The 22,240-nt window shown below is 39.5% G+C and carries 21 protein-coding genes; 5 read left to right on the top strand and 16 right to left on the bottom strand.

Going from position 1 to position 22,240, the window contains the following annotated elements:
* Positions 1 to 74: 74 nt before the first annotated feature.
* Positions 75 to 647 carry a short-chain dehydrogenase gene (locus tag H5092_RS05885; protein WP_182733095.1) on the top strand — a complete coding sequence of 191 codons (573 nt, stop codon included), beginning with the start codon at positions 75 to 77 and terminating at the stop codon, positions 645 to 647.
* A 103-nt stretch (positions 648 to 750) separates the two neighbouring features.
* Here H5092_RS05885 and katG read toward each other — a convergent pair whose 3' ends face one another.
* Complete coding sequence (katG, locus tag H5092_RS05880; RefSeq protein WP_182733094.1) at positions 751 to 2,931, bottom strand: catalase/peroxidase HPI; 2,181 nt, start codon at positions 2,929 to 2,931, stop codon at positions 751 to 753.
* 905 nt (positions 2,932 to 3,836) lie between these two features.
* Here katG and H5092_RS05875 point away from each other — a divergent pair.
* A complete protein-coding gene (locus H5092_RS05875) occupies positions 3,837 to 4,727 on the top strand; it encodes a TPR end-of-group domain-containing protein (protein WP_024596284.1) in 891 nt (296 codons plus the stop codon).
* Positions 4,728 to 5,611: 884 nt separating this feature from the next.
* On the opposite strand, the gene deoD is transcribed toward H5092_RS05875, so the two are convergent.
* Complete coding sequence (gene deoD, locus H5092_RS05870) at positions 5,612 to 6,316, bottom strand: purine-nucleoside phosphorylase (RefSeq protein WP_024596283.1); 705 nt, start codon at positions 6,314 to 6,316, stop codon at positions 5,612 to 5,614.
* The gene (locus tag H5092_RS05865; RefSeq protein ID WP_024596282.1) at positions 6,316 to 7,548 is read right to left on the bottom strand and encodes a phosphopentomutase; all 1,233 of its coding nucleotides are present in this window, start codon (positions 7,546 to 7,548) and stop codon (positions 6,316 to 6,318) included. The genes deoD and H5092_RS05865 overlap by 1 nt, the downstream gene beginning before the upstream one ends.
* A gap of 192 nt (positions 7,549 to 7,740) precedes the next feature.
* On the opposite strand from H5092_RS05865, the gene udk reads away from it, so the two are divergent.
* From udk to H5092_RS05850, 3 genes are all read left to right on the top strand, one after another.
* A complete protein-coding gene (gene udk, locus H5092_RS05860; RefSeq protein ID WP_024596281.1) occupies positions 7,741 to 8,373 on the top strand; it encodes a uridine kinase in 633 nt (210 codons plus the stop codon).
* A gap of 17 nt (positions 8,374 to 8,390) precedes the next feature.
* Complete coding sequence (locus H5092_RS05855; RefSeq protein ID WP_039488805.1) at positions 8,391 to 9,617, top strand: NupC/NupG family nucleoside CNT transporter; 1,227 nt, start codon at positions 8,391 to 8,393, stop codon at positions 9,615 to 9,617.
* A gap of 294 nt (positions 9,618 to 9,911) precedes the next feature.
* Positions 9,912 to 10,622, top strand: coding sequence for an ABC transporter substrate-binding protein (locus H5092_RS05850; protein WP_080945063.1), 711 nt, complete (start codon positions 9,912 to 9,914; stop codon positions 10,620 to 10,622).
* Between the two features lie 2 nt (positions 10,623 to 10,624).
* Here H5092_RS05850 and H5092_RS05845 read toward each other — a convergent pair whose 3' ends face one another.
* The 13 genes from H5092_RS05845 to H5092_RS05785 form a co-directional block, all read right to left on the bottom strand.
* Positions 10,625 to 11,338, bottom strand: a complete 714-nt coding sequence (locus tag H5092_RS05845; protein ID WP_241764502.1) for an ABC transporter substrate-binding protein — start codon at positions 11,336 to 11,338, stop codon at positions 10,625 to 10,627.
* A 152-nt stretch (positions 11,339 to 11,490) separates the two neighbouring features.
* A complete protein-coding gene (locus H5092_RS05840) occupies positions 11,491 to 11,700 on the bottom strand; it encodes a cold-shock protein (RefSeq protein ID WP_002959120.1) in 210 nt (69 codons plus the stop codon).
* A 240-nt stretch (positions 11,701 to 11,940) separates the two neighbouring features.
* Positions 11,941 to 12,657 carry a hypothetical protein gene (locus H5092_RS05835; RefSeq protein WP_182733093.1) on the bottom strand — a complete coding sequence of 239 codons (717 nt, stop codon included), beginning with the start codon at positions 12,655 to 12,657 and terminating at the stop codon, positions 11,941 to 11,943.
* The gene (locus tag H5092_RS05830; protein ID WP_182733092.1) at positions 12,654 to 13,394 is read right to left on the bottom strand and encodes an iron transporter; all 741 of its coding nucleotides are present in this window, start codon (positions 13,392 to 13,394) and stop codon (positions 12,654 to 12,656) included. Before H5092_RS05830 ends, H5092_RS05835 begins: the two co-directional genes overlap by 4 nt.
* On the bottom strand, positions 13,381 to 13,734 hold the full coding sequence (locus tag H5092_RS05825; RefSeq protein ID WP_024595839.1) for a cupredoxin domain-containing protein: 354 nt from the start codon (positions 13,732 to 13,734) through the stop codon (positions 13,381 to 13,383). The genes H5092_RS05830 and H5092_RS05825 overlap by 14 nt, the downstream gene beginning before the upstream one ends.
* The gene (locus H5092_RS05820; protein WP_182733091.1) at positions 13,727 to 15,040 is read right to left on the bottom strand and encodes an ATP-binding protein; all 1,314 of its coding nucleotides are present in this window, start codon (positions 15,038 to 15,040) and stop codon (positions 13,727 to 13,729) included. Before H5092_RS05820 ends, H5092_RS05825 begins: the two co-directional genes overlap by 8 nt.
* 26 nt (positions 15,041 to 15,066) lie before the next feature.
* Positions 15,067 to 15,726 carry a response regulator transcription factor gene (locus H5092_RS05815; RefSeq protein ID WP_024605199.1) on the bottom strand — a complete coding sequence of 220 codons (660 nt, stop codon included), beginning with the start codon at positions 15,724 to 15,726 and terminating at the stop codon, positions 15,067 to 15,069.
* A gap of 7 nt (positions 15,727 to 15,733) precedes the next feature.
* On the bottom strand, positions 15,734 to 16,381 hold the full coding sequence (locus H5092_RS05810) for a hypothetical protein (RefSeq protein WP_002959134.1): 648 nt from the start codon (positions 16,379 to 16,381) through the stop codon (positions 15,734 to 15,736).
* Between the two features lie 21 nt (positions 16,382 to 16,402).
* Positions 16,403 to 17,173, bottom strand: coding sequence for an SDR family oxidoreductase (locus H5092_RS05805; protein ID WP_002959137.1), 771 nt, complete (start codon positions 17,171 to 17,173; stop codon positions 16,403 to 16,405).
* Entirely contained in the window at positions 17,170 to 17,859 is a 690-nt protein-coding gene (locus tag H5092_RS05800) for a TenA family transcriptional regulator (RefSeq protein WP_182733090.1), read from the bottom strand. Before H5092_RS05800 ends, H5092_RS05805 begins: the two co-directional genes overlap by 4 nt.
* Complete coding sequence (locus tag H5092_RS05795; RefSeq protein WP_182733089.1) at positions 17,852 to 19,321, bottom strand: AMP-binding protein; 1,470 nt, start codon at positions 19,319 to 19,321, stop codon at positions 17,852 to 17,854. The genes H5092_RS05800 and H5092_RS05795 overlap by 8 nt, the downstream gene beginning before the upstream one ends.
* Entirely contained in the window at positions 19,318 to 19,971 is a 654-nt protein-coding gene (locus tag H5092_RS05790; RefSeq protein ID WP_182733088.1) for a thermostable hemolysin, read from the bottom strand. Before H5092_RS05790 ends, H5092_RS05795 begins: the two co-directional genes overlap by 4 nt.
* A 152-nt stretch (positions 19,972 to 20,123) precedes the next feature.
* Entirely contained in the window at positions 20,124 to 22,205 is a 2,082-nt protein-coding gene (locus H5092_RS05785; protein ID WP_182733087.1) for a TonB-dependent siderophore receptor, read from the bottom strand.
* Positions 22,206 to 22,240: the final 35 nt, after the last annotated feature.

The following is a 22,240-nucleotide window of genomic DNA, read 5'->3' as shown; positions in this document are numbered from 1 at the left end:
ATATTTTATTTTGTGTTGGCAAGTGTTGCTTATTAGCTTCTAATTGGCACTACTTTAATACTAGGAAATGCTCAATGAAAAAAATACTTGTATCACTTAGCTTATTAGCGATGAGTTTCTCAAGCCTTGCAGAGGATATTAACGAAGGTCAACTTCAAAGCTATATGAAAGCACTGCCAGCTGTGACTAGCTGGGCAAGCAGCCAAGAGTCGTTAAAAAACTTAGATTTAGCAAGTATGCTAGGTGGTTCTGCAGATCAAAGTGTTGGCGAACAAAGCTCTTTAGCTAACAGTGCATTAAGCATGATTAAAGAACAAGACCTATACAAAAGCTTTGCGAGTGTTACAAACCGTTACGGTTTTACGCCAGAGCAGCTAGTAACTGTAGGTTCTGAAGTATCAATGGCTTATATCGAAAATCTTAAGTCGGGCCTTTCTGCTGATAATCAAGAAACTGCTAATAAAGTAATGGGCGGTTTTCAAAGTATGAAAAGTGCTAAAGATAAAGGCGCTAGCTCATTAATGGGTTCGTTTGGTAAATCGTCAAGCGCAGCTGAGGAGTCTACAGAATCTTTAGTAAGCGAAAACAACCTTGAACTTGTGAGCGAATATATGCCACAACTACAAAAGCTTTTTGCACTTTTATAAGTTTTATTGCTTTAAAAAAAGCGGGCTTATCTAGCCGTGAAATTAAAACGCATAAAAAACGGGGGAGTATTCAATACTCCCCCGTTTTTATTTAGCGTACAGATTATTTAAGATCGAACCTGTCTGCGTTCATTACTTTTACCCATGCATTTACAAAGTCATGTACAAAACGTTCTTTATTATCGTCTTGTGCATAAAACTCACTTAGGGCACGTAAAATAGAGTTTGAACCAAACACTAAATCTACGCGTGTGGCAGTCCATTTAATGGTGCCTGTTTTGCGCTCAACAATATTATATATACCTGGCTCTAGTGGCTTCCAGTTGTTAGCCATGTCGGTTAGGTTTACAAAAAAGTCGGTAGATAGCGTGCCTACATTATCAGTAAATACACCATGCTTAGTGCCTGCGTAGTTTGTGCCTAGTACACGCATGCCGCCCATAAGTGCAGTCATTTCTGGTGCTGTTAAGCCCATTAATTGGCTGCGCTCTAACAATAGCTCTTCTGAGGATACGCTAAAGTCATTTTTAAGGTAGTTTCTAAATCCATCATGAACAGGCTCAAGCGGATCGAACGATTCTGCATCAGTCATTTCGTCTGTTGCGTCTCCTCGTCCTGGTGCAAATGGTACTGCTACATCAACACCGGCTTGTTTTGCAGCTTGCTCTACAGCCGCTGTGCCACCTAAAACGATTAAATCGGCCATGCTTACTGGTTTAGATAAACCCGCTTGTACTTTTTCAAGGGCACTAAGCACACTTGCTAAGCGCTCTGGCTCATTACCTTGCCAATCTTTTTGTGGTGCTAGACGAATACGTGCGCCATTTGCGCCACCACGTTTATCAGAACCACGATACGTACGTGCACTATCCCACGCTGTATTTATTAAATCACTTGCACTTACACCGCAATCAAGTAGCTGTGCTTTTAAGCTAGTGATTTCATCGTCTGATAATGTGTAATCAACTGCTGGAATAGGATCTTGCCAAATTAGGTCTTCGCTTGGTACATCTTTACCTAAGTAACATGCTTTAGGACCTAAATCGCGGTGAGTTAGCTTAAACCATGCGCGTGCAAATACATCAGAGAAGTATTCAAAGTCGTTATAAAAACGCTCAATAATTTTACGGTACGCAGGGTCCACTTTCATGGCCATATCGGCATCGGTCATCATTGGGTTTAAACGAATTGATGGATCTTCTACGTCTACTGGTTTGTCTTCTTCTTTAATATTTACAGGTTCCCACTGATGAGCGCCAGCTGGGCTTTTTGTTAATTCCCATTCGTAATTTAAAAGTAAGTGGCAGTATCCGTTATCCCATGTAGTTGGGTGTGTGGTCCATGCGCCTTCAAGGCCTGAAGTTACAGTATGACGACCAAAGCCGCCTTCTTTGGTGCTGTTCCAACCTAAACCTTGCTCGTGTACGTCTGCTGCTTCTGGCTCTGGACCTAAGTGCTCTGCTTTACCATTACCGTGAGTTTTACCTACTGTATGGCCGCCCACTGTTAGCGCTGCGGTTTCTTCATCGTCCATCGCCATGCGAGCAAATGTTTCACGTACGTGATCTGCCGTTTTTTGTGGATCTGGTATACCATTAACACCTTCAGGGTTAACGTAAATTAGGCCCATTTGTACTGCGGCTAATGGGTTTTCCATGGTGTCTGGTTTTTCTACATTGTCGTAGCGTTCATCACTTGGTGCTAACCATTCTTTTTCTGCACCCCAGTAAATATCTTTTTCTGGATGCCAAATGTCTTCACGGCCGCCCGCAAAACCATAAATTTTAAGACCCATTGATTCGTATGCCATATTACCAGCAAGAATAAATAAATCGGCCCATGAGAGTTTGTTACCGTATTTTTTCTTAAGTGGCCATAAAAGTCTGCGTGCTTTATCTAAGCTTGCGTTATCTGGCCATGAATTTAAAGGCGAGAAACGTTGATTACCGGTACTTGCGCCACCACGACCATCAGATAAACGGTACGTACCCGCTGAGTGCCATGCCATACGAATCATTAAACCACCGTAATGGCCCCAATCGGCAGGCCACCAATCTTGGCTGTCGGTCATAAAGGTTTTTAAGTCGGCTTTTACTTCGTCTAAATCTAGAGATTTAAATTCTTCTGCGTAGTTAAAATTAGTGCCGTATGGATTTGATTTAGTATCGTGTTGATGAAGAATGTCTAAGTTGAGTGTGTTTGGCCACCAATCGGTGTTTACTTTAGAAACAACTGAATTACTACCGTGCATAACAGGGCATTTACCCGCTGTTGGCTTGCTCATTGTGAAATCCTTAAAATAGAAAAGTAAAATACTTAAACAATCAGTATTATTGCTTATGTGTTTATAACTTTTTAAAAAGTAACGGTTATTTTTATTTAATAGGCTTACTTTTTACTCAGCGTGCCTACCTAAGTGCTTACGTATCCTTAATATAGGCGTATAAATTATGCTACGCCAGCCTCAACATACTATTTAAAACGATTGCTCCAATTTATATTTTTGATTGCCCTTACGTTAATGATGTATTTAACAATAGGCTTAAAGTCGCGTTTAAAATAATAGTAAAAAAGTCAGATGGCGCGCATATAAAGCATTACGCAAAATAAAAATTTAAATATCGGTGAATTAACCTTGATCTTTTTACTAGACCTGTGATCGAATTGAAAAATTTCGGCGTAATGGTATGTGAAGGGTTTGAAAGTGGCTTTAGTTTACTAAAGCGCACATTGGAATACCCCCCTTCACCATGAAATTGTAGTTAGATAGTTATAATGATAAAGGTGCATTACTTAAGCCCAATGCACCTTTACTTTATAAACCGAATACTTTGAGTATTCTTATATTTTTAACTAGTTGAATTAAATTAAGTATTTGTTCATAAAGATTCAGTTAGTATGAAGTTGTTCTCCTGTGAATCCCTACGACATATTGTTGTTTTAAGCAGTTTTTGCCAGCTCACCTTGAGCTGGTTTTTTTTTGTCTATTTTTACTCAAATTACCTGAGCATGGGTAATATGCTCACGCTTTACCCTATTATTGCTAAGCTCACTAGGCTAAATAAATTTTACAACTATTGCTCCTATCTAAATTAGGTCAATTTTAATCCACAAAGAACAACACGCCCTAGTGCCATTAAGCCCTGCATGTTAAAGTTATTACAGTAATTAATTTAATTAGGCGTACCAATGCGTTATTACCTATCTGTACTTTTTGTTTGTTTAAATTTGTTTTCAGGCATAGTGAACTCTGCTGAAAAGCAACCAGCTTCACCTACAGCACAACAAGAGCAACAAGCTCTTCAACAACTCAAAGAGCCTATGTATAAGCCGCTAATGGAGCGCTACATATTAGATGAGCTAAAAGCAGTTAGGCAAGATCAGCAAAAGCTTCGTGAAGATGTAACTAAGCAGGTTACTCATGCGCAGCTTGATACTGCCGATCGCGCATTAACGTACACTACAGACACCATTAATAATGTGTTTTTTATAATTACCGCTACGGCGTCGATTTTAGTTTTAGTGGGTTGGAACTCGTTGCGCGATGTTAAAAACAAAGTAGAAGATATTGTAAATACGCGTGTGAGTGTAATTACAGACGAGTATGAAGACCGATTAAAAATTCTTGAAGAAAAACTACGCGTTCGCTCAGAAGAAATACTCAGCAACCAAGAGCGCATATCGGTGACTAACGAAGTTCATTCGTTGTGGATGCGCGCAAACCTAGAAAGTGATTTTGCAAATAAAATTGAAATTTTTGACGAAATACTCAATCGCAAACCTGAAGATGTGGAAGCCATTGCTTATAAAGCCGATGCACTACTAGAAATTAATGAAACAGCACAAGCCATTGAGCTGTGTAATCAAGCTATTGATATAGATAGTGACTATGGTTATGCCTATTGGCAACGAGCATGTGCTTATGCACTAACACATAAGCATGCTGATGCCTTAGCCGATATTAAAATGGCACTTGAATACTCTCCAAACTTACGTAATGAATTATTACATGAGAGCGCATTTGCAAGCCTGCATGACAACGACAGCTTTAATACGATAGTGGCTGGTGAAGTTGTTTAAGCACTCAGAATTTGGCCTGTATGATTAGGCGCAACACCATAAAAAAGGGCCTTGGCCCTTTTTTTGTTTTTAAAGGTAAAGTTTGTTGTGTAATTAGAAGCTTAACTGCGCTCTACAAACTCAGCTCTAGCGTAGAGCTAAGATCAAAAGTGATTAATTCACAAAGAGGTTTAGAGACGCTGCGCTTTTAGAGAAGAGCTTAGAAGTTAAAATAATAAAAACAATCAGAAACTGTGCTTCTAACATGAGCAACAAGTCATACTCTAAACTTGGTATAAACACAGCTATTCGCGCAGGTTACAAGCTTTTAAAGCAACGCTTGTACTTTTATAATGCCGAGTCAGCATTGGTTTTGCTCTTCTCATTTGCTCCTCCTTTTCTTCTCTGCGTGCATATTGTTTTTTAGGGCTGTTATACACAAATAGGTTTAGAGATGCTGCGCTTTTAGAGTAGTTAGCTTAAGTGCTTCTCGCGCGAGCAAGCTCTGCGCCTACGTGGAAAACTTACACTCAGCAGTTTAATTTACCTGTAGACGCGCTGCTTGCAGGCGTTTAAAAACGCAGTTTTTAGATGGTTGAATTAATACCAACCCGAAATAATACTTAATCATTTTAGGGGCTAAACGTGTCGCTACCTGCGTTAAAAAATTCTCATTTAGAACAACTAAATAGCGAATTTTTTGCCTAGCTATCAACACGTTTTTCCATCCTCAAAATAGATCACTTAATTAAGCGAATTGGTATAAGTAATTAGAAGCTGCAATCAGTTTTCTTCAGGCATAAAAAAAGCCGCATAAAATGCGGCTTTGGAGGTTAGTCTCACTTCACTTTGGGCGTGTCTCCAAAACTTAGTGAATACGTTACCAAGGAACTGTTATGTATTATTTAAGCTATTGACTCTAATGCAATTTTAACCATTTCGTTAAACGTGCTTTGACGCTCATCAGCAGGTGTTGCTTCACCGGTGATTACGTGGTCACTTACTGTAAATAATGCCATTGCGTTTGCGCCGTATTCAGCTGCAACGCCATATAAACCGGCTGTTTCCATATCTACTGCTAGCATGCCTAACTTGTCTAAGTCTTTGTAGAACGAGTCGTCTGCTTGGTAGAAAGTGTCGGTTGTAAATACGTTACCTACTTTTGCTTCTATTCCTAGCTCTTTAGCGGCGTTTACACCGTTTAAAAGTAGGTCAAAGTTAGCAATAGCAGCAAAATCGTAGCCACGAACACGTGCACGGTTTACGTTTGAATCTGTGCTTGCACCTTGTGCAAAAATTACGTCACGGATTTTGATATCTGTGCCAATACCACCACACGTACCAATACGTATAATATTTTTAACGCCAAAGCTTACAATTAGCTCACGTGCATAAATAGACATTGATGGAATGCCCATGCCTGAACCCATGATGCTTACTGGCTTACCTTTGTAAGTACCAGTGAAACCGTACATGTTACGAACACCTGTAACTTGTACTGCATCATCTAAAAAGTTTTCAGCAATATATTGCGCACGTAGCGGATCGCCTGGCATTAATACTGTTTCGGCGAAATCACCAACGTTTGCACTGATATGCGGAGTACTCATTAATTGTTTTCCTTTTTATTTGGCGTTGTTAGCTCATTTAAAAAACTGTCGCCGTAATCAAGCGCAGATAAGTTAAACCACTGTGCCAGTGTTTGACCGATATCTGCAAAGCTGTTGCGTTCACCTAGAGGTGTGTTACTCATACCTGGTTTATATGCAATAACCGGTACGTATTCGCGAGTGTGCTCAGAACCTGGAAAGGTTGGGTCACAACCGTGATCTGCAGTGATCATTAATATATCATCTGCGTTTAACTGTTTTAGTATAGTTGGTAAATAGTCATCAAATTCTTTTAATGCTTTTGCATAACCTACTGGGTTACGGCGATGACCAAATTTTTCATCAAAATCAACTAGGTTAGTAAAGATTAAGCTATGATCTGGTGCGCTTTTCATTACTTCGCTGGTTTTTTCTAGCAAGTTCATAAGCCCAGGTGCTTTATGCTTTTGGGTTATGCCCTGATGCGCGTAAATATCTGAAATTTTACCAATACTAATTACTTCGCCGCCGTCTTTTGCTAACACATCTAGCAATGTTGGTGCTGGCGGAAGCACTGAATAGTCGCGACGATTACCCGTTCGAGCAAAGTCTTGGCTATTTGAACCCAAAAATGGCCGCGCAATCACTCGTCCTATATTCATTTCATCAAGTAGCGCCCGTGCGATTTCGCAAACTTGATAAAGCTTCTCTAGGCCGAATGACTCTTCATGCGCGGCTATTTGAAACACGCTATCAGCTGAGGTGTAACAGATTGGTTTACCTGTTTTTACGTGCTCTTCACCTAGCTGTTCTAAAATGGTTGTTCCCGATGCATGGCAGTTGCCTAAAATGCCAGGAATACCAGTACGAGCTATAAACTCGTCTATAAATTCTTGTGGGAAACTTGGCTGTGTTTTTGGGAAATATCCCCAATCAAATAACACAGGTACTCCTGCCATTTCCCAATGACCTGATGGCGTGTCTTTTCCGCTAGATAATTCTTTAGCGTAACCCCATGCCCCTTGAGAAGCTTGGCGGTCTGAAATTAAACACGGTTCTCCACCGGCAGCTTCACATGCATCCACTAACCCAAGTTTTGATAGGTTAGGAAGCGATAATGCAGCGCCTGTTTCGTCGTAATATGCTTTTAGTAAGTGAGCGAATGTATTAGCCCCAAGATCGCCGAATTTATCTGCATCTGGTGCTGCACCGATTCCTAGGCTATCTGCCATTAAGATAATTGCTCTTGCCATTTTGATCTCACTTTGATTCTAGGTGGTTACTTTATCCGCTGATCGATTTTTCCGTACAGGACAAAAGTCCTGTTTCATAAAACCTAAACATTATAAATTTGCATTCTTAAGCGAAGCAAAAGAGATTAATCGTGTCTTTTTTGCTATTGTGATCTACCAACAATATATCCTTCTGTGTGGGTGAGAACTTTAGTGACACGAACTACTATTATAGCTATTGCAGGCGCGTCTGCGTCGGGCAAATCTCTTTTTAGCCAAACTATATACAATGAATTGGTTAATGAGCTTGAACCAGGCGCTATCGCCATTATTGAAGAAGATGCTTACTACAAGGATCAGTCGCATTTACCGATGGCGCATCGTACGCAAACGAATTACGACCATCCTGATGCATTTGAACATGCGTTAATGCTTGAGCATTTAACACAGCTTCGTAGTGGAAATTCAGTTGAAGTACCAACGTATGATTATGCACAGCATACACGTAGCGAGAAAACTCGCCGAGTGCCTGCTGCTAAAATACTCATTGTTGAAGGTATTTTATTATTGAGTGACAAAGCGCTTAATAAAGAATTTGATATTAAGGTGTTTATAGATACGCCTTTAGATATTTGCTTAATGCGTCGTATGCAACGTGATATGGAGCAACGAGGCAGAACATTACAATCTGTTGTTGAGCAGTATCAAGCAACTGTTAGACCGATGTTTTATCAATTTATTGAGCCTTCTAAGCATAACGCAGATTTAGTTGTGACTCGAGGCGGTATGAACCGCGTTGCGATTGATATAATAAAAAGTAAGATAAAATATTTACTACAAGAATAACAACGGGAAACATTTGTATGACAACATTTATGAGCTTAGTGGGCATGTGTGTGCTACTAAGCATTGCCTTTGCGGCATCAACTAATCGCAAGGCAATTAATTTAAGAACCGTTGGTATAGCATTTGCGATGCAAGTAGTTATTGGCGGTTTTGTCCTGTTTTTTGAAGCAGGAAAAAATGTGTTAACGAGCATGTCAGCAGCCGTATCGTCGGTTATTGGTTATGCAAACGACGGTATTGGGTTTTTGTTTGGCCCACTTGCCTCACAAGACACATTAGGTTTTATTTTTGCGATTCAAGTTTTGCCCGTTATCGTGTTTTTCTCAGCACTTGTTGCTGTGTTGTATCACCTTGGCATCATGGATTGGATAATTAGGATTTTAGGCGGCGGTTTACAAAAATTATTGAAAACCTCTCGCACAGAATCGCTTTCAGCGACAGCAAATATTTTTGTTGGCCAAACTGAAGCACCGCTAATAGTTAAGCCATTTATAGCAACAATGACTAAATCGGAATTGTTTGCAGTGATGGTAGGTGGCTTAGCCACTGTGGCAGGCTCTGTAATGGCCGGTTACGTTATTATTGGCGTAGATCTTAAGTATTTAATAGCAGCGAGCTTTATGGCTGCTCCAGGTGGTTTTTTAATGGCCAAGATGATTGTGCCAGAAACTGAAACGCCTAAAGATAACTTAGCTGATTTAGATTTAGATGACGAAGATAAGCCTGTAAATGTAATTGATGCAGCTGCATCAGGTGCAGCAAACGGTATGCATTTAGCACTTAATGTAGGTGCAATGTTACTTGCTTTTGTAGCGCTAATTGCACTACTAAACGGTTTATTAGGTGGTATTGGTGGGTGGTTTGATTACCCAACATTAACGCTTCAAGAAATATTAGGTTATGTATTTGCTCCTGTTGCATGGTTACTAGGTGTGCCATGGGATGAAGCAATTATAGCCGGCAGCTTTATTGGTCAAAAGATAGTAGTGAACGAGTTTGTTGCTTACTTAGACTTTATAAATTATCGCGATACGTTAAGCGCGCACACACAAGCAATTGTTACTTTTGCTCTATGTGGCTTTGCTAACTTATCATCGATAGCCATTTTACTAGGTGGGTTAGGCGGTATGGCGCCTAGTCGGCGGAAGGATATCGCACGCTTAGGGCTCAGAGCAGTGTTAGCAGGATCTATGGCTAACCTTATGAGCGCAGCAATTGCTGGGTTTTTCCTCTCGCTAGCTTAGAAACTTATTGAGATGAACACCGGTGTTGCAAAACAAGAGGATAGCGCTTTAAGGGGTTAAAGCTCTATCTGACTTGAACGATACTTCACCAAGGGCCGCAAGGCCCTTTTATCGTTTTAGGCCTTCCACATTTATACACTCCCCCACCTTTAAGCTATTTAACCTTATTTATGGTTATATATAACTCAAATAAACCAATATCTTAGTAACAAAGTCACATAAATATTTTTTGTGTTTTTCGTATTTTCAGCCACACTTATATTACTTAAGCTAACCGACTAACGATCCGCTATTGTGAAATATATTCTTTATTCTCTTTTTTTAATTTGCTCTGTGTATGTTCAAGCAAAAGAACCCATCCTTGTTGTTACAGAGTTAGCACCGCCAAACCAGGTGTTGATTGATGGTGAGGTAGCAGGTGAAGGTACTCAATTTATTAGGGATATATTTGCTGAGGCTGATCTAACACCTAACATTCAAATGTACCCTTGGGCACGTGCTTATAAAATTGCAGATGAGCTTAAAAATACCTTTATATACAGCCTTGCACGCACTGTAGAGCGAGAAGACAAATTTTATTGGATAGGACCTGTCGGACGTTTTGAACTAGGCTTTATTGGCCTATCAGAGCGAGATGATCTTATTATAAACACTACTGAACAAGCCAAAGTGTACAAAATTGCTATGCAGCGCAATGATTTTTCAACACAAACCCTCGCAAAACTGGGGTTTGAAGTTGTTTTAACCTCTGATATTCAAAAGTCATACTCTTTACTACTCGCTAAAAAAGTAGATTTAATTGTAGACGATCCTTTATATATGCAGCAGATGAGTGATTATCTAAAGCTCAAACCAGCACACTTAAAGTTTATTTATAAAATAGATGAGCTAACAATTGATGCTTATTTAGCTGCGAATAAAAAAACAGATATGCATTTAATAGAATCACTGCAAGCTGCATTTTTAAAAATAAAGCAAAAGAAAGGGCTGCCTTACTGGTACTAACATTAGCGCTTATAACGTTTTTTATAAGCCGAAAAGTTATCCTTCTTTTTAAGCTTTTCAAACTCCCTATTAAAACGCTCTACAATGTAATTGGGTACTGATTTATTAAACGCGATGTAGTTACCTGCTATCTCAGGTAATGGTAATTCCTGCAGCCTAACGACATCGTCTTCACTATACCCAAAAGGCGAAAGTTGATAACCAATGGTGTATTCAGAGCCTAAAATCAAATCTATTTTACTATTTAAAAACAAGTGCATATATTGCTTTTCATCACCTATGGACAAAAGGTTTTTACCTGCTTCAAACCCTACTTTTTTAATTATGGATTCGTAAATATCCCCTCTTACGATAGCAAGTGAAAACTGCTTTGCTTCATTTAAGCTATTCATTTTTAACTGAGTATTTTTTTTAAGTTTATAAAAAAATGTTTCACTGGATGCCAAAGGCCCTACCCAATTAAAAATAGGCGTTCTTTGAGATGTTTTAGCGATAGAGATAATACCTGAATGCTTTTCTTTTTGGACTAGGCTGTAAGCACGTTTCCAAGGAAGTATTTTAAATTCACAGGTAATGTCTGACGCAATGCATACATCTTTTACAATATCGAGATTTATGCCAACAAGTTGACGCGCTTTGTTTTCAAAATTGTATGGCGAAAAGTGCTCAGTGTAGACCGTGAGCTTGAAATCTTCAGCCTGTGCGTAATGACTGATAAATATAAAAACAAGTATAAGGAAGGATTTAATGATAACGATACCTACTGATGAACTTACATTAATAATAGGTGCAGCTTAGGTTGAGTCAAATTTCAGACACAAAAAAAGCGCCTTAAGCGCTTTTTTTTCATTTTACTTAAAAAGTAAAATTATACAGCTGTGATGTTATCAGCTTGTGGACCTTTTTGACCTTGTGAAAGAGTAAACTCTACACGTTGGCCTTCAGCTAAAGTTTTGAAACCTTCGCTTTTGATTGCTGAGAAATGTGCGAAAACGTCTGGGCCATTTTCTTGCTCGATGAAACCAAAACCTTTAGACTCGTTGAACCACTTAACTGTACCTGATACGATGTTAGACATTGTAATATCCTGATATAAAATAAAAAATATGCTCATAAGAGCGGGTGTAGCAAAAAATGAGATGGTACTTTAAAAACTTCAGGACGGTACTACAAGTATTACTTATACAACATCGAAATGGAGATTTATAGCTTACATGCTTTCTTTCTAGCTGCAGCCCACTATATAGATTTTTTAAAATATGTCAAGTACCTATCTATAATCAGAGTGATAAACAACCAAAACCGCTTTCCTTGGTTATTAAAATTCAAATTCTAATGCGAGCCTAAAACTATGATTTTTTTCTGATTGGCTTATCTCAGTGATAAAACCCGCTTCCCATTTTAACTGCTTTTGTCCATCAAAACGCTGCAAACCTATAAACCCAGGCCCTATGCCAACAAAGTCTTCACCTACGTACACCTCAATAGATGGCTGAAAAGCAGAACGATAGCGATAGCGATATTGCGCTCTAAACTCGCTTTCCCATTCATTTTGTATATCCTGCCCCCACTCGTAAACCAAAAAAGCATTCATAGTTAAGCTTGTTTTGCCAAACTCTTTTTCGATCACAAAACCCGAAGTTGCTTCATACACATCTTCATTATGTTTTTTTTCAAGCTCAAATAATGCCCCCCAATCAGCCCATAATTTACCTTGCTCAATTAATTGCCAGCGTAGTTCAAGCTCATAAGCTTCTAAACCAAAGTCGCCGTTGTCATCTCGCTCACCAACTAAATAGCCTTCTAGTGCCATTGTATCGTTAATAGCACCGCCACCACCCAAACGCTGCGCTAGTATGTTGCCACTATCTGTTTGGTGCGACACTAACCGCCATTCAAACTCTCGCTCAAAAGGTAAAATATAGGGGTGATATACCTTATCAACAACAATTCCATCGGCCTTTGCTGGGATTGAAAGTACCAACAAACAAAAAACGGTAAAGCTAAGCGCTAAATATAGGTTGAGTGCTTTCATACACGTTCCTTAGATATTGAAGCCGAAATAACATAACAAAGTGATAAAAATATCACGCTACTAGTACTATATATAAGTACACTCATTAGATCAGGGGTAGCCTCGTAACCAACAAGAGCACGCAGTACGCGCCCGAGCTCAGAGTTTTCGCTTAATACATCGCGTAAATCCCACACGGTTGCGGTGTTGGTAATTAAGTCTATTTGGCTTGCCAAATCCAGTGCAACTAATAACTTAGCCGCGCTGTTAAAAGCAAGCAAAGTAAAAAGCGGATACATACCAAAGCGGTGCTTAATTGCATTCATTAAAAAGTACAGCAATACGCTAAAACTTAAACAAATTCCAACACCTAATAAAGTGCCAATAAATAAGCTTTGCCCTGCATCATTACTTTGCCAAAAACTGGTGAGGTAAATAATATAGTGGCTTAAATACAATGTTATTGTGCTTATAACAACAATATAAAAAGCCGCTGATTTTTGCTTTATTGCAAATACTAATACGGCTATAAATATAGTAATACATAGCCCTATTTGTGAGTACTCTAGCCCTTGGTGTTCAAACCACTGGCTCACCCATGATGCACTTTGCATGTACATAAACGACATGAGCGCGCCAATTAGTAAAGCAGATCCTATTTTTAAAGCGCTTTGTTTTTTAACCACTTGTAGTAGCACTAATAAAATAGCCACAGGTAGCAATTGATTAAGGCTCATGACTAAACTAGTTATTAGCATGCTGCGCCTCCTCATCACTAACTATTACAACACCCCTTGCTGTATTGGGCGAAAACTCACCAAAAAATTCGTAATACCCTTTACTAAGCGGTCCTATATAAATAATGCTTTTACGGTTTGGGTAGAGTACTTTTTCTCTGTTTAGATCAAAGCTATCAAACTCTTCTGGTGTGCTATCTTGGTTTTCTATCAATAGCTTTACTTTTTTATTCGCGGGAATGGTAATTTGCGAGGGATAAAACAAATGATCTTTCAAAACAATAAGGTACTCTTTACTCGCCGCGTTAAACGACAAAAATAGCAAACAACAAAGGCACTGATTAAATAAACGTTTAGTCACTTTTTACTCCTGTAAAAGTAACCTTAACGGTTAGCCCACCTAAAGGGCTATTCGCTAAATGAATACTTGCGCCATAAATAGCAATTATATGTTGAACAATCGCCATACCTAAACCAGCACCTTGCTCGCCTGATGGATGCTGATCGCCACCTACTCGATAAAAACGATTGAATATTCGCTCTTTTTGCTCTTCAGTCATACCCGCACCAGAATCATCAATTTGCCAACTAAAGCCGTTATTACTTGATACTAATTTAATTATAATTTGACCATTATTGGGTGTGTATTTTATGGCATTGCTAAGTAAATTAGCGATAAGCGTGGTTAATGTAAACTCATCACCATTAATTACAAAATCATCGCCTTCAAGACTAATGGTTTGGTTTTTTTCATCTATTTTGTCGTATTGCTCCGATACGACTTGCTGAGTAATCGTTAGCAATGATTGTTCGCTAAATTGCCTCTGCCATTGTTCAGGCTGAGTACGTCCTAAAATAAGCATTTGCTCAACAATATTACTTAAGCGATTAATGCCTTGCGACATAGCTTGTAATTCTTGATGGTCTTGCAGATTACTTTGTTTATTAGCCAAATTATGTACATTAATTTTTAAACTACTAAGCGGGGTACGTAATTCGTGAGCTGCATCTGAGGCAAAAAAGCGCTCCCGTAAGTAGGCAGTTTCTACGCGTTTAAATAAGTCGTTTAAACGATTAATAACCGGTTTAATTTCCTCGTCGGTTACTTGCCAGTTAATTGGCGTAAAGTCATTCGCTTGGCGAGACGCCAACTGCTTAGATAATCGGGTAAGAGGGGCTAATGCGTATTTAACAAAAAAGCTAATAAAAATAGCAAGCAGAGGGACTGCCCAAAGCATAGGTAACATTGCAGATAAAATAACGGCTTCAGCTAATTCAAAACGCTTTGCCATAGGTTCAGCAACGATGACTTTACGGGTGTTTTTACTCATCACAAATACCCGCATACGCTGCCCTGCTACATTGGCCGTTTGAAAGCCCTCGCTAAAACTAATTTGGTTATTCGTTAAACTCGATGAGCCACTAAGTAAATTATTATTTTGCCAAATTTGATACAACAACTGAGCGCTATTATTACTTACTTGTACTGCATCTGTGCTTAGTGCCAATGGTTGCTCAATTAAAACGCCAGCCACTATTTTAAGTTCATCATCAAGCAAACTTTCACCGTGGTGCATACTTTTTTGATAGCCTTTTACTAATGCTAAAAAGCAAGTTAGCACCATCATTGAAAGTAAAATTAAGGTCAGACGTTTACGAATTGACATTTTCAACCTCGAAAAACAAATACACTCTAACGCTTACCAACCACGTAGCCAATGCCACGTAAGGTTTTAATAAAATCACTAGGGAATTTTTTACGAAGATGATGAATATGCACCTCTATGGCATTAGAGCCGACTTCTTCACCCCATTGGTAAAGTTTGTTTTCGAGTTGTTGTTTTGACTGTACCCTTCCCTGATTTTCCATTAGCGCTTTTAAAAGCATGTATTCTTTTCGAGGTAGTGTAAGTGACTGCCCACTTAGTTTAACTGTATGAGCAGAGGTATCCATTACTACATCACCACAGCGTAATAAGCTTGATTGTGTTTGGTTAATACGCCGACTTGCTACACGTAAACGGGCAAATAGCTCAGCGGGGTCAAACGGCTTTGCAAGGTAATCATCTGCCCCCATATCGAGCCCTTGGACTTTGTCGTCAATACTGCCGCGAGCAGTTAAAATAACCACAGGAATAACTTTTTTTTGCGCTTTAATATGCTTTAAAACTTGCGAACCGTCGCCATCAGGCAATCCTAAATCGAGAATAACAAGCTCAATCTCACCACTAGAAAGGCACTCTAAGGCGTGCTTTACTGTGCCACTGTGCTCTACGCTGTAGCCCTCTTGGCGCAAAGAGCGAATAAGCCCTTGCGCCACTAAATGATCGTCCTCAACGAGTAATAAATGCATTATGTGTTTATCTTTTTAATTTTTTATCTACTTTTGCCAATAGCTGACTTATTGCTTGTTGACGATATTTATCTGCTTTTGCCCGAGTATCACGAATCCCAGCAGCTTGTGCTACAAGTAGTCGTGCTTTAGCTTGTTTATAATCGCCTTCGTCATACAAGTATTCACCGTATAAGTAATTAGTATCAATGCCTTCGAGATTAAAAGCGAGCGCTTGTTTAAATAATTTTTCAGCTTTGTCGTCATCACCAAAACCAATTGGCCAGCCAGGTACTTTGCTATAAAGCGTTGCAAGGCTTGCGTAAGCTGAGCCATTTAATGCAGTGCCATCAATCGAGAGTGCATTTTCGAGTGACGCTTTTGCTTCTTTTGCTAAACCAAGTGCGCCCAAGCCCCCTTTTGCGCCAGCAAAACTAGCTAACACAATGCCATTCCAAATATGTGTTTGCGCTGAGCTTGGATAGTTTTTAACAAATAATGCGCTTTGCTCACTTAGTTGCGTAAACGCGTCTATTTGCGCATCGTCTTCAAGTTCGTAATTAGCAATTGCCCACTTTTGTTGAATATCGGTTAAGTCTTGCGCTTCATCTGCGTGTACTGCAGTTGCAAATACAGAGGTTAGTATTAAATAAAATGTGAGTGTAAATTTATACATAATTTTGCCCTTGTGTGTTTGTTAACTTAAAAAACGTTTAATTTTAGGAAGTTGCTTTGCAATAGCGTTATCAACAACGCTTGGGAATACGCCATTTATGCGTGCAAATAATTTTTCAGGGAAACCAATAAAGCGCCTTGTTTGGTTTGAACTTATAAGAGCTAATAACTCTTGAGCAACTAATTCTGGCGAGTCCATTTTATTGCCGAGCTCTTTATTCATTGCCCGCGCTTTACTGCTATTAATAGATGTATCTGTTGCTCTTGGTGCTAAATAGGTCACTTTAATGCCTGAGCCGTTAAGCTCACGAGAGAGCGCTTCTGTAAAGCCACGTAAACCGAATTTACTGGCGCAATAAAGCGTTTGAAACGGGTAGCCAATACTGCCAAACGATGATCCCACGTTAACAATAGTGCCTTTGGTATACGCTAACTGCCCTAAAAATAGCTGGCATAATTTAATAGGCACCGACAAATTAGTAATGAGCATATTATCTATTTGCTCATTACTTGTGTGCTCAAGGCTTTGCATTGTATTTATACCTGCGTTATTAATAAGTAATTTAACGCCGCCGAGTTGCTTGGCTTTTATTGCTAGGTTAATACGTGTTGTATCGTCGGTTAAATCGCCCGTAAATATTTCACTGTCTGGGCATGCACGGCTCAGTTTTTCAAGGGCTTGGGTATTTCGCCCTACAAGCAGTAACTTCCACCCTTTTGCATATAGGGCTTTAGCAATCGCTTGCCCTATTCCGCCTGTTGCACCAGTGAGCACACACAAAGAACTACTCATACCAATTTGCCTTGTACACTTGCTTTAAAAAATGGTTCGTCATCGAGTCCACGAAATATATCGCCGTATAAACGATAAAAGCGCTTTGCACCATGAATTATGGCTTGTTGATCCGTCTCGTCTGTTATTTGATTCATTAGGTTTTCAAAAAACTTTACATGCTCTATATCAAGCGCGCCGTGAGAGGTTAAATAACTAAATGCTTTTTTAGGTAAGCCCACAGCATTTGCAATGTTTGAAGCCGCGCCATCAGCAAGCGCTATAGAAGTGCCTTCAAGCACATGCACCATGCCAAAAAAGCTCAACGGATTTTTACGTGCAATGGAGTCGTACGCATACGACACCATCATTTCGGTAGCAAATTGCGGCTGACTACACCGTACTGTTTCTTTGTCAAACCCACATGCTGCAATGTCATTAAGTACCCACTCTTGATGACCAATCTCTTCTTCAATATATTCTGCGACGGCTTCGCGCAGCCATTCTTGATCGTCGGTTAATCGCGCACCAACCGACATCATTAATGGCACGGTGTGCTTAACATGGTGATACGCTTGTGCTAAAAACGAGGCGTATTCTTCAAGTGATGCTTCGCCTTTAAAAACACGCTGAATAATAGGCGCTGCAAGCAGATAGTTTTGCTCTTGTTTAGTTTGCTCTTTAAGGATGTTAAAAAAATCACTCATTAATTACTTCTCCAAGTCGGTAAAATTGCTCAAACACAGCATGGTACTGCTTACTTATGGCATTTCGTTTTGGGCGATTATTTGTTGTTAATAATCTTTGTTGCACACTTAATGGGGCAGCTAAACGATGCCACTTTTGAATTCGTGCATAGTCGGGTAGTTGTTTATTAATTTCGTTAATGTACTGCGCTAACACTGGGTTACTTAGCTTTGTATCGGCGTAAATAATGGCACTGAGAAAAGGTCGCCCCTCACCAAACACAACGGCTTGTAAAATACCGCTTTGACTGAGTAATAGTGATTCAGGCCACTCGGCACTGATGTTACGACCCATGCTGGTAATAATTAGGTTTTTTAGTCGGCCTTTAATAAATAAAGTATTTTGACGCTGCTCGACTAGATCGCCGGTTGCATACCACTGGTTTTTGTTGTGAGGTTGATGGTTTAAGTAACCTAAAAACAAATCGCCTTTTATAAAAAGCTGACCATTTTCAATTTTGGTTTGAATATGAGGTAACACAGAGCCGGCACTGTGGATGTTATCGTTTGTGGGTGTATTTAAACTAACTACAGATGCCGCCTCAGACAGCCCATAGCCTTGGTATACCGGTAAATTTAAGCTACGCGCTTTGGTTAATAGCATTTCGCTGACAAGCGCACCACCTACGGCAATAAACTGTAACGAACTAGGCGGTTGCCACCCATCTTCTGCAAAAGTAACTAAGCATGCTAATAGTTCAGGCACTAAAATAAGCGTATTTGGCTTAACTTTATCAATAGCAGCTATAAGCTGTGCGGGCTGTTTTAATGCAGTACCAACAAAGCCTAATTCATTTAACGGCATTAAATGCACTGTACCGCCACTTTTTAAAGGGGCATACACACCGGCTATATTTTCAAGCAATACAGCAAGTGGTAATAAACACAAATGAACAGGCTTTTTAATGTTAATTTTATCGCACAGAGATTGCGCTACCTGCATTTGACTCTTTGCAGATAAACACACGCCCTTTGGTTGCCCGGTTGATCCTGACGTAAATGTTACTTTTTGAGTTTCTGGAAAATAACTGCCGGGGTTAGCTACAACGATTTCGTAAATATATAATGTGTAACACTCAAATAAAGTAATTGATGCAGCCGGCTCCCCAAATAAAGGGTTTAGTGTGTCGCTCATAAATACATTAGCGCCACATTGAGCTAGTACATATTGAGTTTGTTGTTCACTAAAAAAGTGAGCAATTGGCACAGCCACTTTATTAGAAACTGCAGCAGCGGCATCAATAACAAGCCAAGCTGGCGTATTATCGAGCTTATAAGCGATACATTTGCCGTTAAAGCTATGTAGTATTTTTACTACTTTTTGTATTTGCTGGTTAAACTCATCCCCGTTAATTTCAAGTGTTTGTTCTTTATTATAAGCAATAATTAATGGCGATATTGCATGGGTATTATAGTAATTCATACGTTCACCAACGCATTTACCAAAGAATTGATATTTGAGTGGTTTTGCTGCATCAAACTATAAAGCATTGAGGTATTTAATACTTGTTGGTGAGCTTGCTCTAAACTCACAACGCATACGGTAGGCTGATTAGCGTAGTAACTTCCCCAACTTAGCGGATGCTCCACAACAAAACTGTTTGCCACAGCAATTTCAGTGCAGTTAACGCCTAATAAGCGCAGCAGTGCACGTACTTTTTTAGTGGCGCAAAATACTAAATGTTTTGCTCCTACACTTTGCAGGGCTTCATTAACAACAATAAAATGCCCAAGCGTTGCTTTGCGATGTGTAGAGCATAGATTGCCAAGCTCAAATACTTTATTACGCTGAGTGTTCTCAGGTAAAAAATGCTCAATGGGCTGTGCTAAGTATTGCTCTATAAATAGAGGAGCTGTTGCTTGCCTTAAACCCAATGTGCATTGCCCTTCGTTTGTCGTATATTGGCAAAGTAATGGCATAAAAGAGGTAAGCGTGGCGTTGTAAGCGACTAAAAACCCTTCTTTAACTGTGTTTTCTAACGCACTTCTATGCTCATCATTAATGCGAGCACTAACAAAGCATGAGTTATTTTGAATATAAACGGGTGATGAAGGTAGGTGTGCTAATTGCATAAACATCGCTCATATAAAGTGTATGTTTGTAACTTAGCGAGCGAAACTTAAAGAAAACTTAAGAAACCTTAATTTAAATAAAAAAGCGCCTTAATTATTAAATTAAGACGCTTTAGGATGAAAACTGTTTAAAAGCTTAATAAGCTAAGCTATTAAAAATTATAAGCTATCGACATTTTAAATTGCGTAGGCGCCCCCGGATAAACCCACAAAGCGTTGTAACTACTTTGAGCATAGTCTTCATTAAAAATGTTATTAATACTCACATTTAATTCTGTTTTATTTGTTAGATTTAATTGACCAAACAGGCCGACCAATTGGTAACTTGGTAGTCTAAAGCTCAAATCTGCGGCATCACCTAGGCGGCTGTTGGTATATTGGTAACTTGCACCAAATTCAAGCTCTTTACCCATTAATGCTGTTTGATGGCTAAGTGTAAGGTTTAGATTGTTTTTTGGTACATTTACCAGTGGGCTGCCTTTTTCTATTGGCACGCCCCAATCGGCATTAATAATGTCGTTTGCTGTGGTGGCATCTATATAGGCGTACGATAAGTTAAATGCTGTTGCATCGGTAATATAGGTATTTAAATCAAGCTCAAACCCTTTGCTATCAGCTTTACCAATGGGAGCCGAAAAACCAACGTTTACGGGGTCTGCTACTAACATATTACTTTTAGAAGCATCAAAAAATGCCACAGTACCGTTTACACCTAGGTATTCAAACTTAGCACCAACTTCAAACGAGTCGCTGTACTCAAAGCCAAACGGGTCGCCGTTTGCATCAGTACCGCTCAGTGGTAAAAAGCCTTCAGAGTAACTGCTGTAAAAGGTTATAGTATTATTTAGTGCGTACACTACGCCAACGCGTGGGCTTATTTGGCTCTCAGAACTGGTTGAAAATACACCGCTGTTGGTTTCTAAAATATCTTGGTCTACGCTATCAAATCTAAGACCAAGTAAAAGTTTAAACTTATCAGTGATATCCATTTGATCTTGAATGTAAATACCGTAAGCATTCTGCTCTTCATCATTTTCATAAAGTAGCGAAACAGCAGGACGTTCACCAGAATAATCAGGCTCAAAAATATCAATAGTATAAGTGCCATTACCGCCACGATAACGAGAAAGCGCCGTGCGCAAATCGTATTTATATGCATCAATACCTATTAATAAATGATGCGAAATGCCGGCTGTATCTAAACTTCCACTAACTTCAAACTTTACACTTAAATCTTCTACTTCGTAGTCGCGATAGCGCTGCTGGCGGGTAAGTGTGCGGCCATCGTCAAATAACGATTGGCGTGACGGTGCAAGTTCTGCATCTGACGAAAAACCCGTTAAGCTAGAGTCTCGATAATTTGCACCTACAACGAGTGACCATTCATCGTTAATATCGTGATTTAACGTAATTTGGTGGCCTCGAGAGTAAACCTGCGTGTCTCCATCGTTTGGGTTACCTAAATAGCGCGAGCTTGGTACTGTGTCAAAATCGTTATCGAGTACAACAATACCACGGTCGAATAGCTGAGCTAAATCTACGTATTCAAACTCATAAGTTACACTGGTCGATGCGTTTATTTGATGATAAATAGACGGCGTAATCACCTTTTTATTGGTGTATACCTCATCGCGGTAGCTGTCACTATCTTGCCATGCGCCATTTATTCTAAACGCGGTGGTGTCGTTAATGCCTTGAGTATAATCGCCTTCAACGCGATTAAAACTGTCGCTGCCTAAGCTTAGTTTTATCTCGCCTTGTGAATCAAACTGTGGCTTTTTAGTTACAATATTTACAGTACCGCCTGGCTCTGATCGCCCATAAAGTGCTGAACCTGGGCCCTTTAGTACTTCAATGTAATCAATGTTAGATACATCACGCGGGCCGCTAAAACCACGCCCACCGCTAAAGCCATTAACTAAATAGCCCGATGGCATATTTTCGTTACCCGAAAGGCCACGAATAGAAAAGCTATCCCACAATGCACCGCTATTGTTTTTACGTGAAATACTAGCTGAAAAATCAAGCGCATCTTGTAGTTGAGTAATTCCTTTTTTATTAAGCTCAGCACTATTAATACTAACTATAGATTGTGGCATTTGCTTTTGAGGAATATCACCGCGATAAGCTTGTTTATAAGTGACAGATATTTTTTCGATTTCTTCTTTTTGATCTTGCGCAATACTGGGCGCACTAATTCCTAGGCAGGCTAAATAAATTAAAGAGTACTTCATGTGATTGATTAACTAAGCAAGTGTTATAGTATAAC

The organism is Pseudoalteromonas sp. SR41-7, from assembly GCF_014163935.1.
GTDB lineage: Bacteria > Pseudomonadota > Gammaproteobacteria > Enterobacterales > Alteromonadaceae > Pseudoalteromonas > Pseudoalteromonas distincta.
The sequence above is the reverse complement of the archived record's forward strand: the minus strand, read 5'-3'. Positions and strand labels throughout refer to the sequence as shown.

Bases quoted from the DNA above. Each gene is read 5' to 3' on its own strand.
- H5092_RS05790 (WP_182733088.1), bottom strand. From the start codon at position 19,971: ATGCAATTAGCACACCTACCTTCATCACCCGTTTATATTCAAAATAAC.
- H5092_RS05815 (WP_024605199.1), bottom strand. From the start codon at position 15,726: ATGCATTTATTACTCGTTGAGGACGATCATTTAGTGGCGCAAGGGCTT.
- H5092_RS05835 (WP_182733093.1), bottom strand. From the start codon at position 12,657: ATGAAAGCACTCAACCTATATTTAGCGCTTAGCTTTACCGTTTTTTGT.
- H5092_RS05840 (WP_002959120.1), bottom strand. From the start codon at position 11,700: ATGTCTAACATCGTATCAGGTACAGTTAAGTGGTTCAACGAGTCTAAA.
- deoD (WP_024596283.1), bottom strand. From the start codon at position 6,316: ATGAGTACTCCGCATATCAGTGCAAACGTTGGTGATTTCGCCGAAACA.
- H5092_RS05810 (WP_002959134.1), bottom strand. From the start codon at position 16,381: ATGTATAAATTTACACTCACATTTTATTTAATACTAACCTCTGTATTT.
- H5092_RS05785 (WP_182733087.1), bottom strand. From the start codon at position 22,205: ATGAAGTACTCTTTAATTTATTTAGCCTGCCTAGGAATTAGTGCGCCC.
- H5092_RS05885 (WP_182733095.1), top strand. From the start codon at position 75: ATGAAAAAAATACTTGTATCACTTAGCTTATTAGCGATGAGTTTCTCA.
- H5092_RS05795 (WP_182733089.1), bottom strand. From the start codon at position 19,321: ATGAATTACTATAATACCCATGCAATATCGCCATTAATTATTGCTTAT.
- H5092_RS05875 (WP_024596284.1), top strand. From the start codon at position 3,837: ATGCGTTATTACCTATCTGTACTTTTTGTTTGTTTAAATTTGTTTTCA.
- H5092_RS05865 (WP_024596282.1), bottom strand. From the start codon at position 7,548: ATGGCAAGAGCAATTATCTTAATGGCAGATAGCCTAGGAATCGGTGCA.
- katG (WP_182733094.1), bottom strand. From the start codon at position 2,931: ATGAGCAAGCCAACAGCGGGTAAATGCCCTGTTATGCACGGTAGTAAT.
- H5092_RS05820 (WP_182733091.1), bottom strand. From the start codon at position 15,040: ATGTCAATTCGTAAACGTCTGACCTTAATTTTACTTTCAATGATGGTG.
- H5092_RS05830 (WP_182733092.1), bottom strand. From the start codon at position 13,394: ATGCTAATAACTAGTTTAGTCATGAGCCTTAATCAATTGCTACCTGTG.
- H5092_RS05855 (WP_039488805.1), top strand. From the start codon at position 8,391: ATGACAACATTTATGAGCTTAGTGGGCATGTGTGTGCTACTAAGCATT.
- H5092_RS05800 (WP_182733090.1), bottom strand. From the start codon at position 17,859: ATGAGTGATTTTTTTAACATCCTTAAAGAGCAAACTAAACAAGAGCAA.
- H5092_RS05805 (WP_002959137.1), bottom strand. From the start codon at position 17,173: ATGAGTAGTTCTTTGTGTGTGCTCACTGGTGCAACAGGCGGAATAGGG.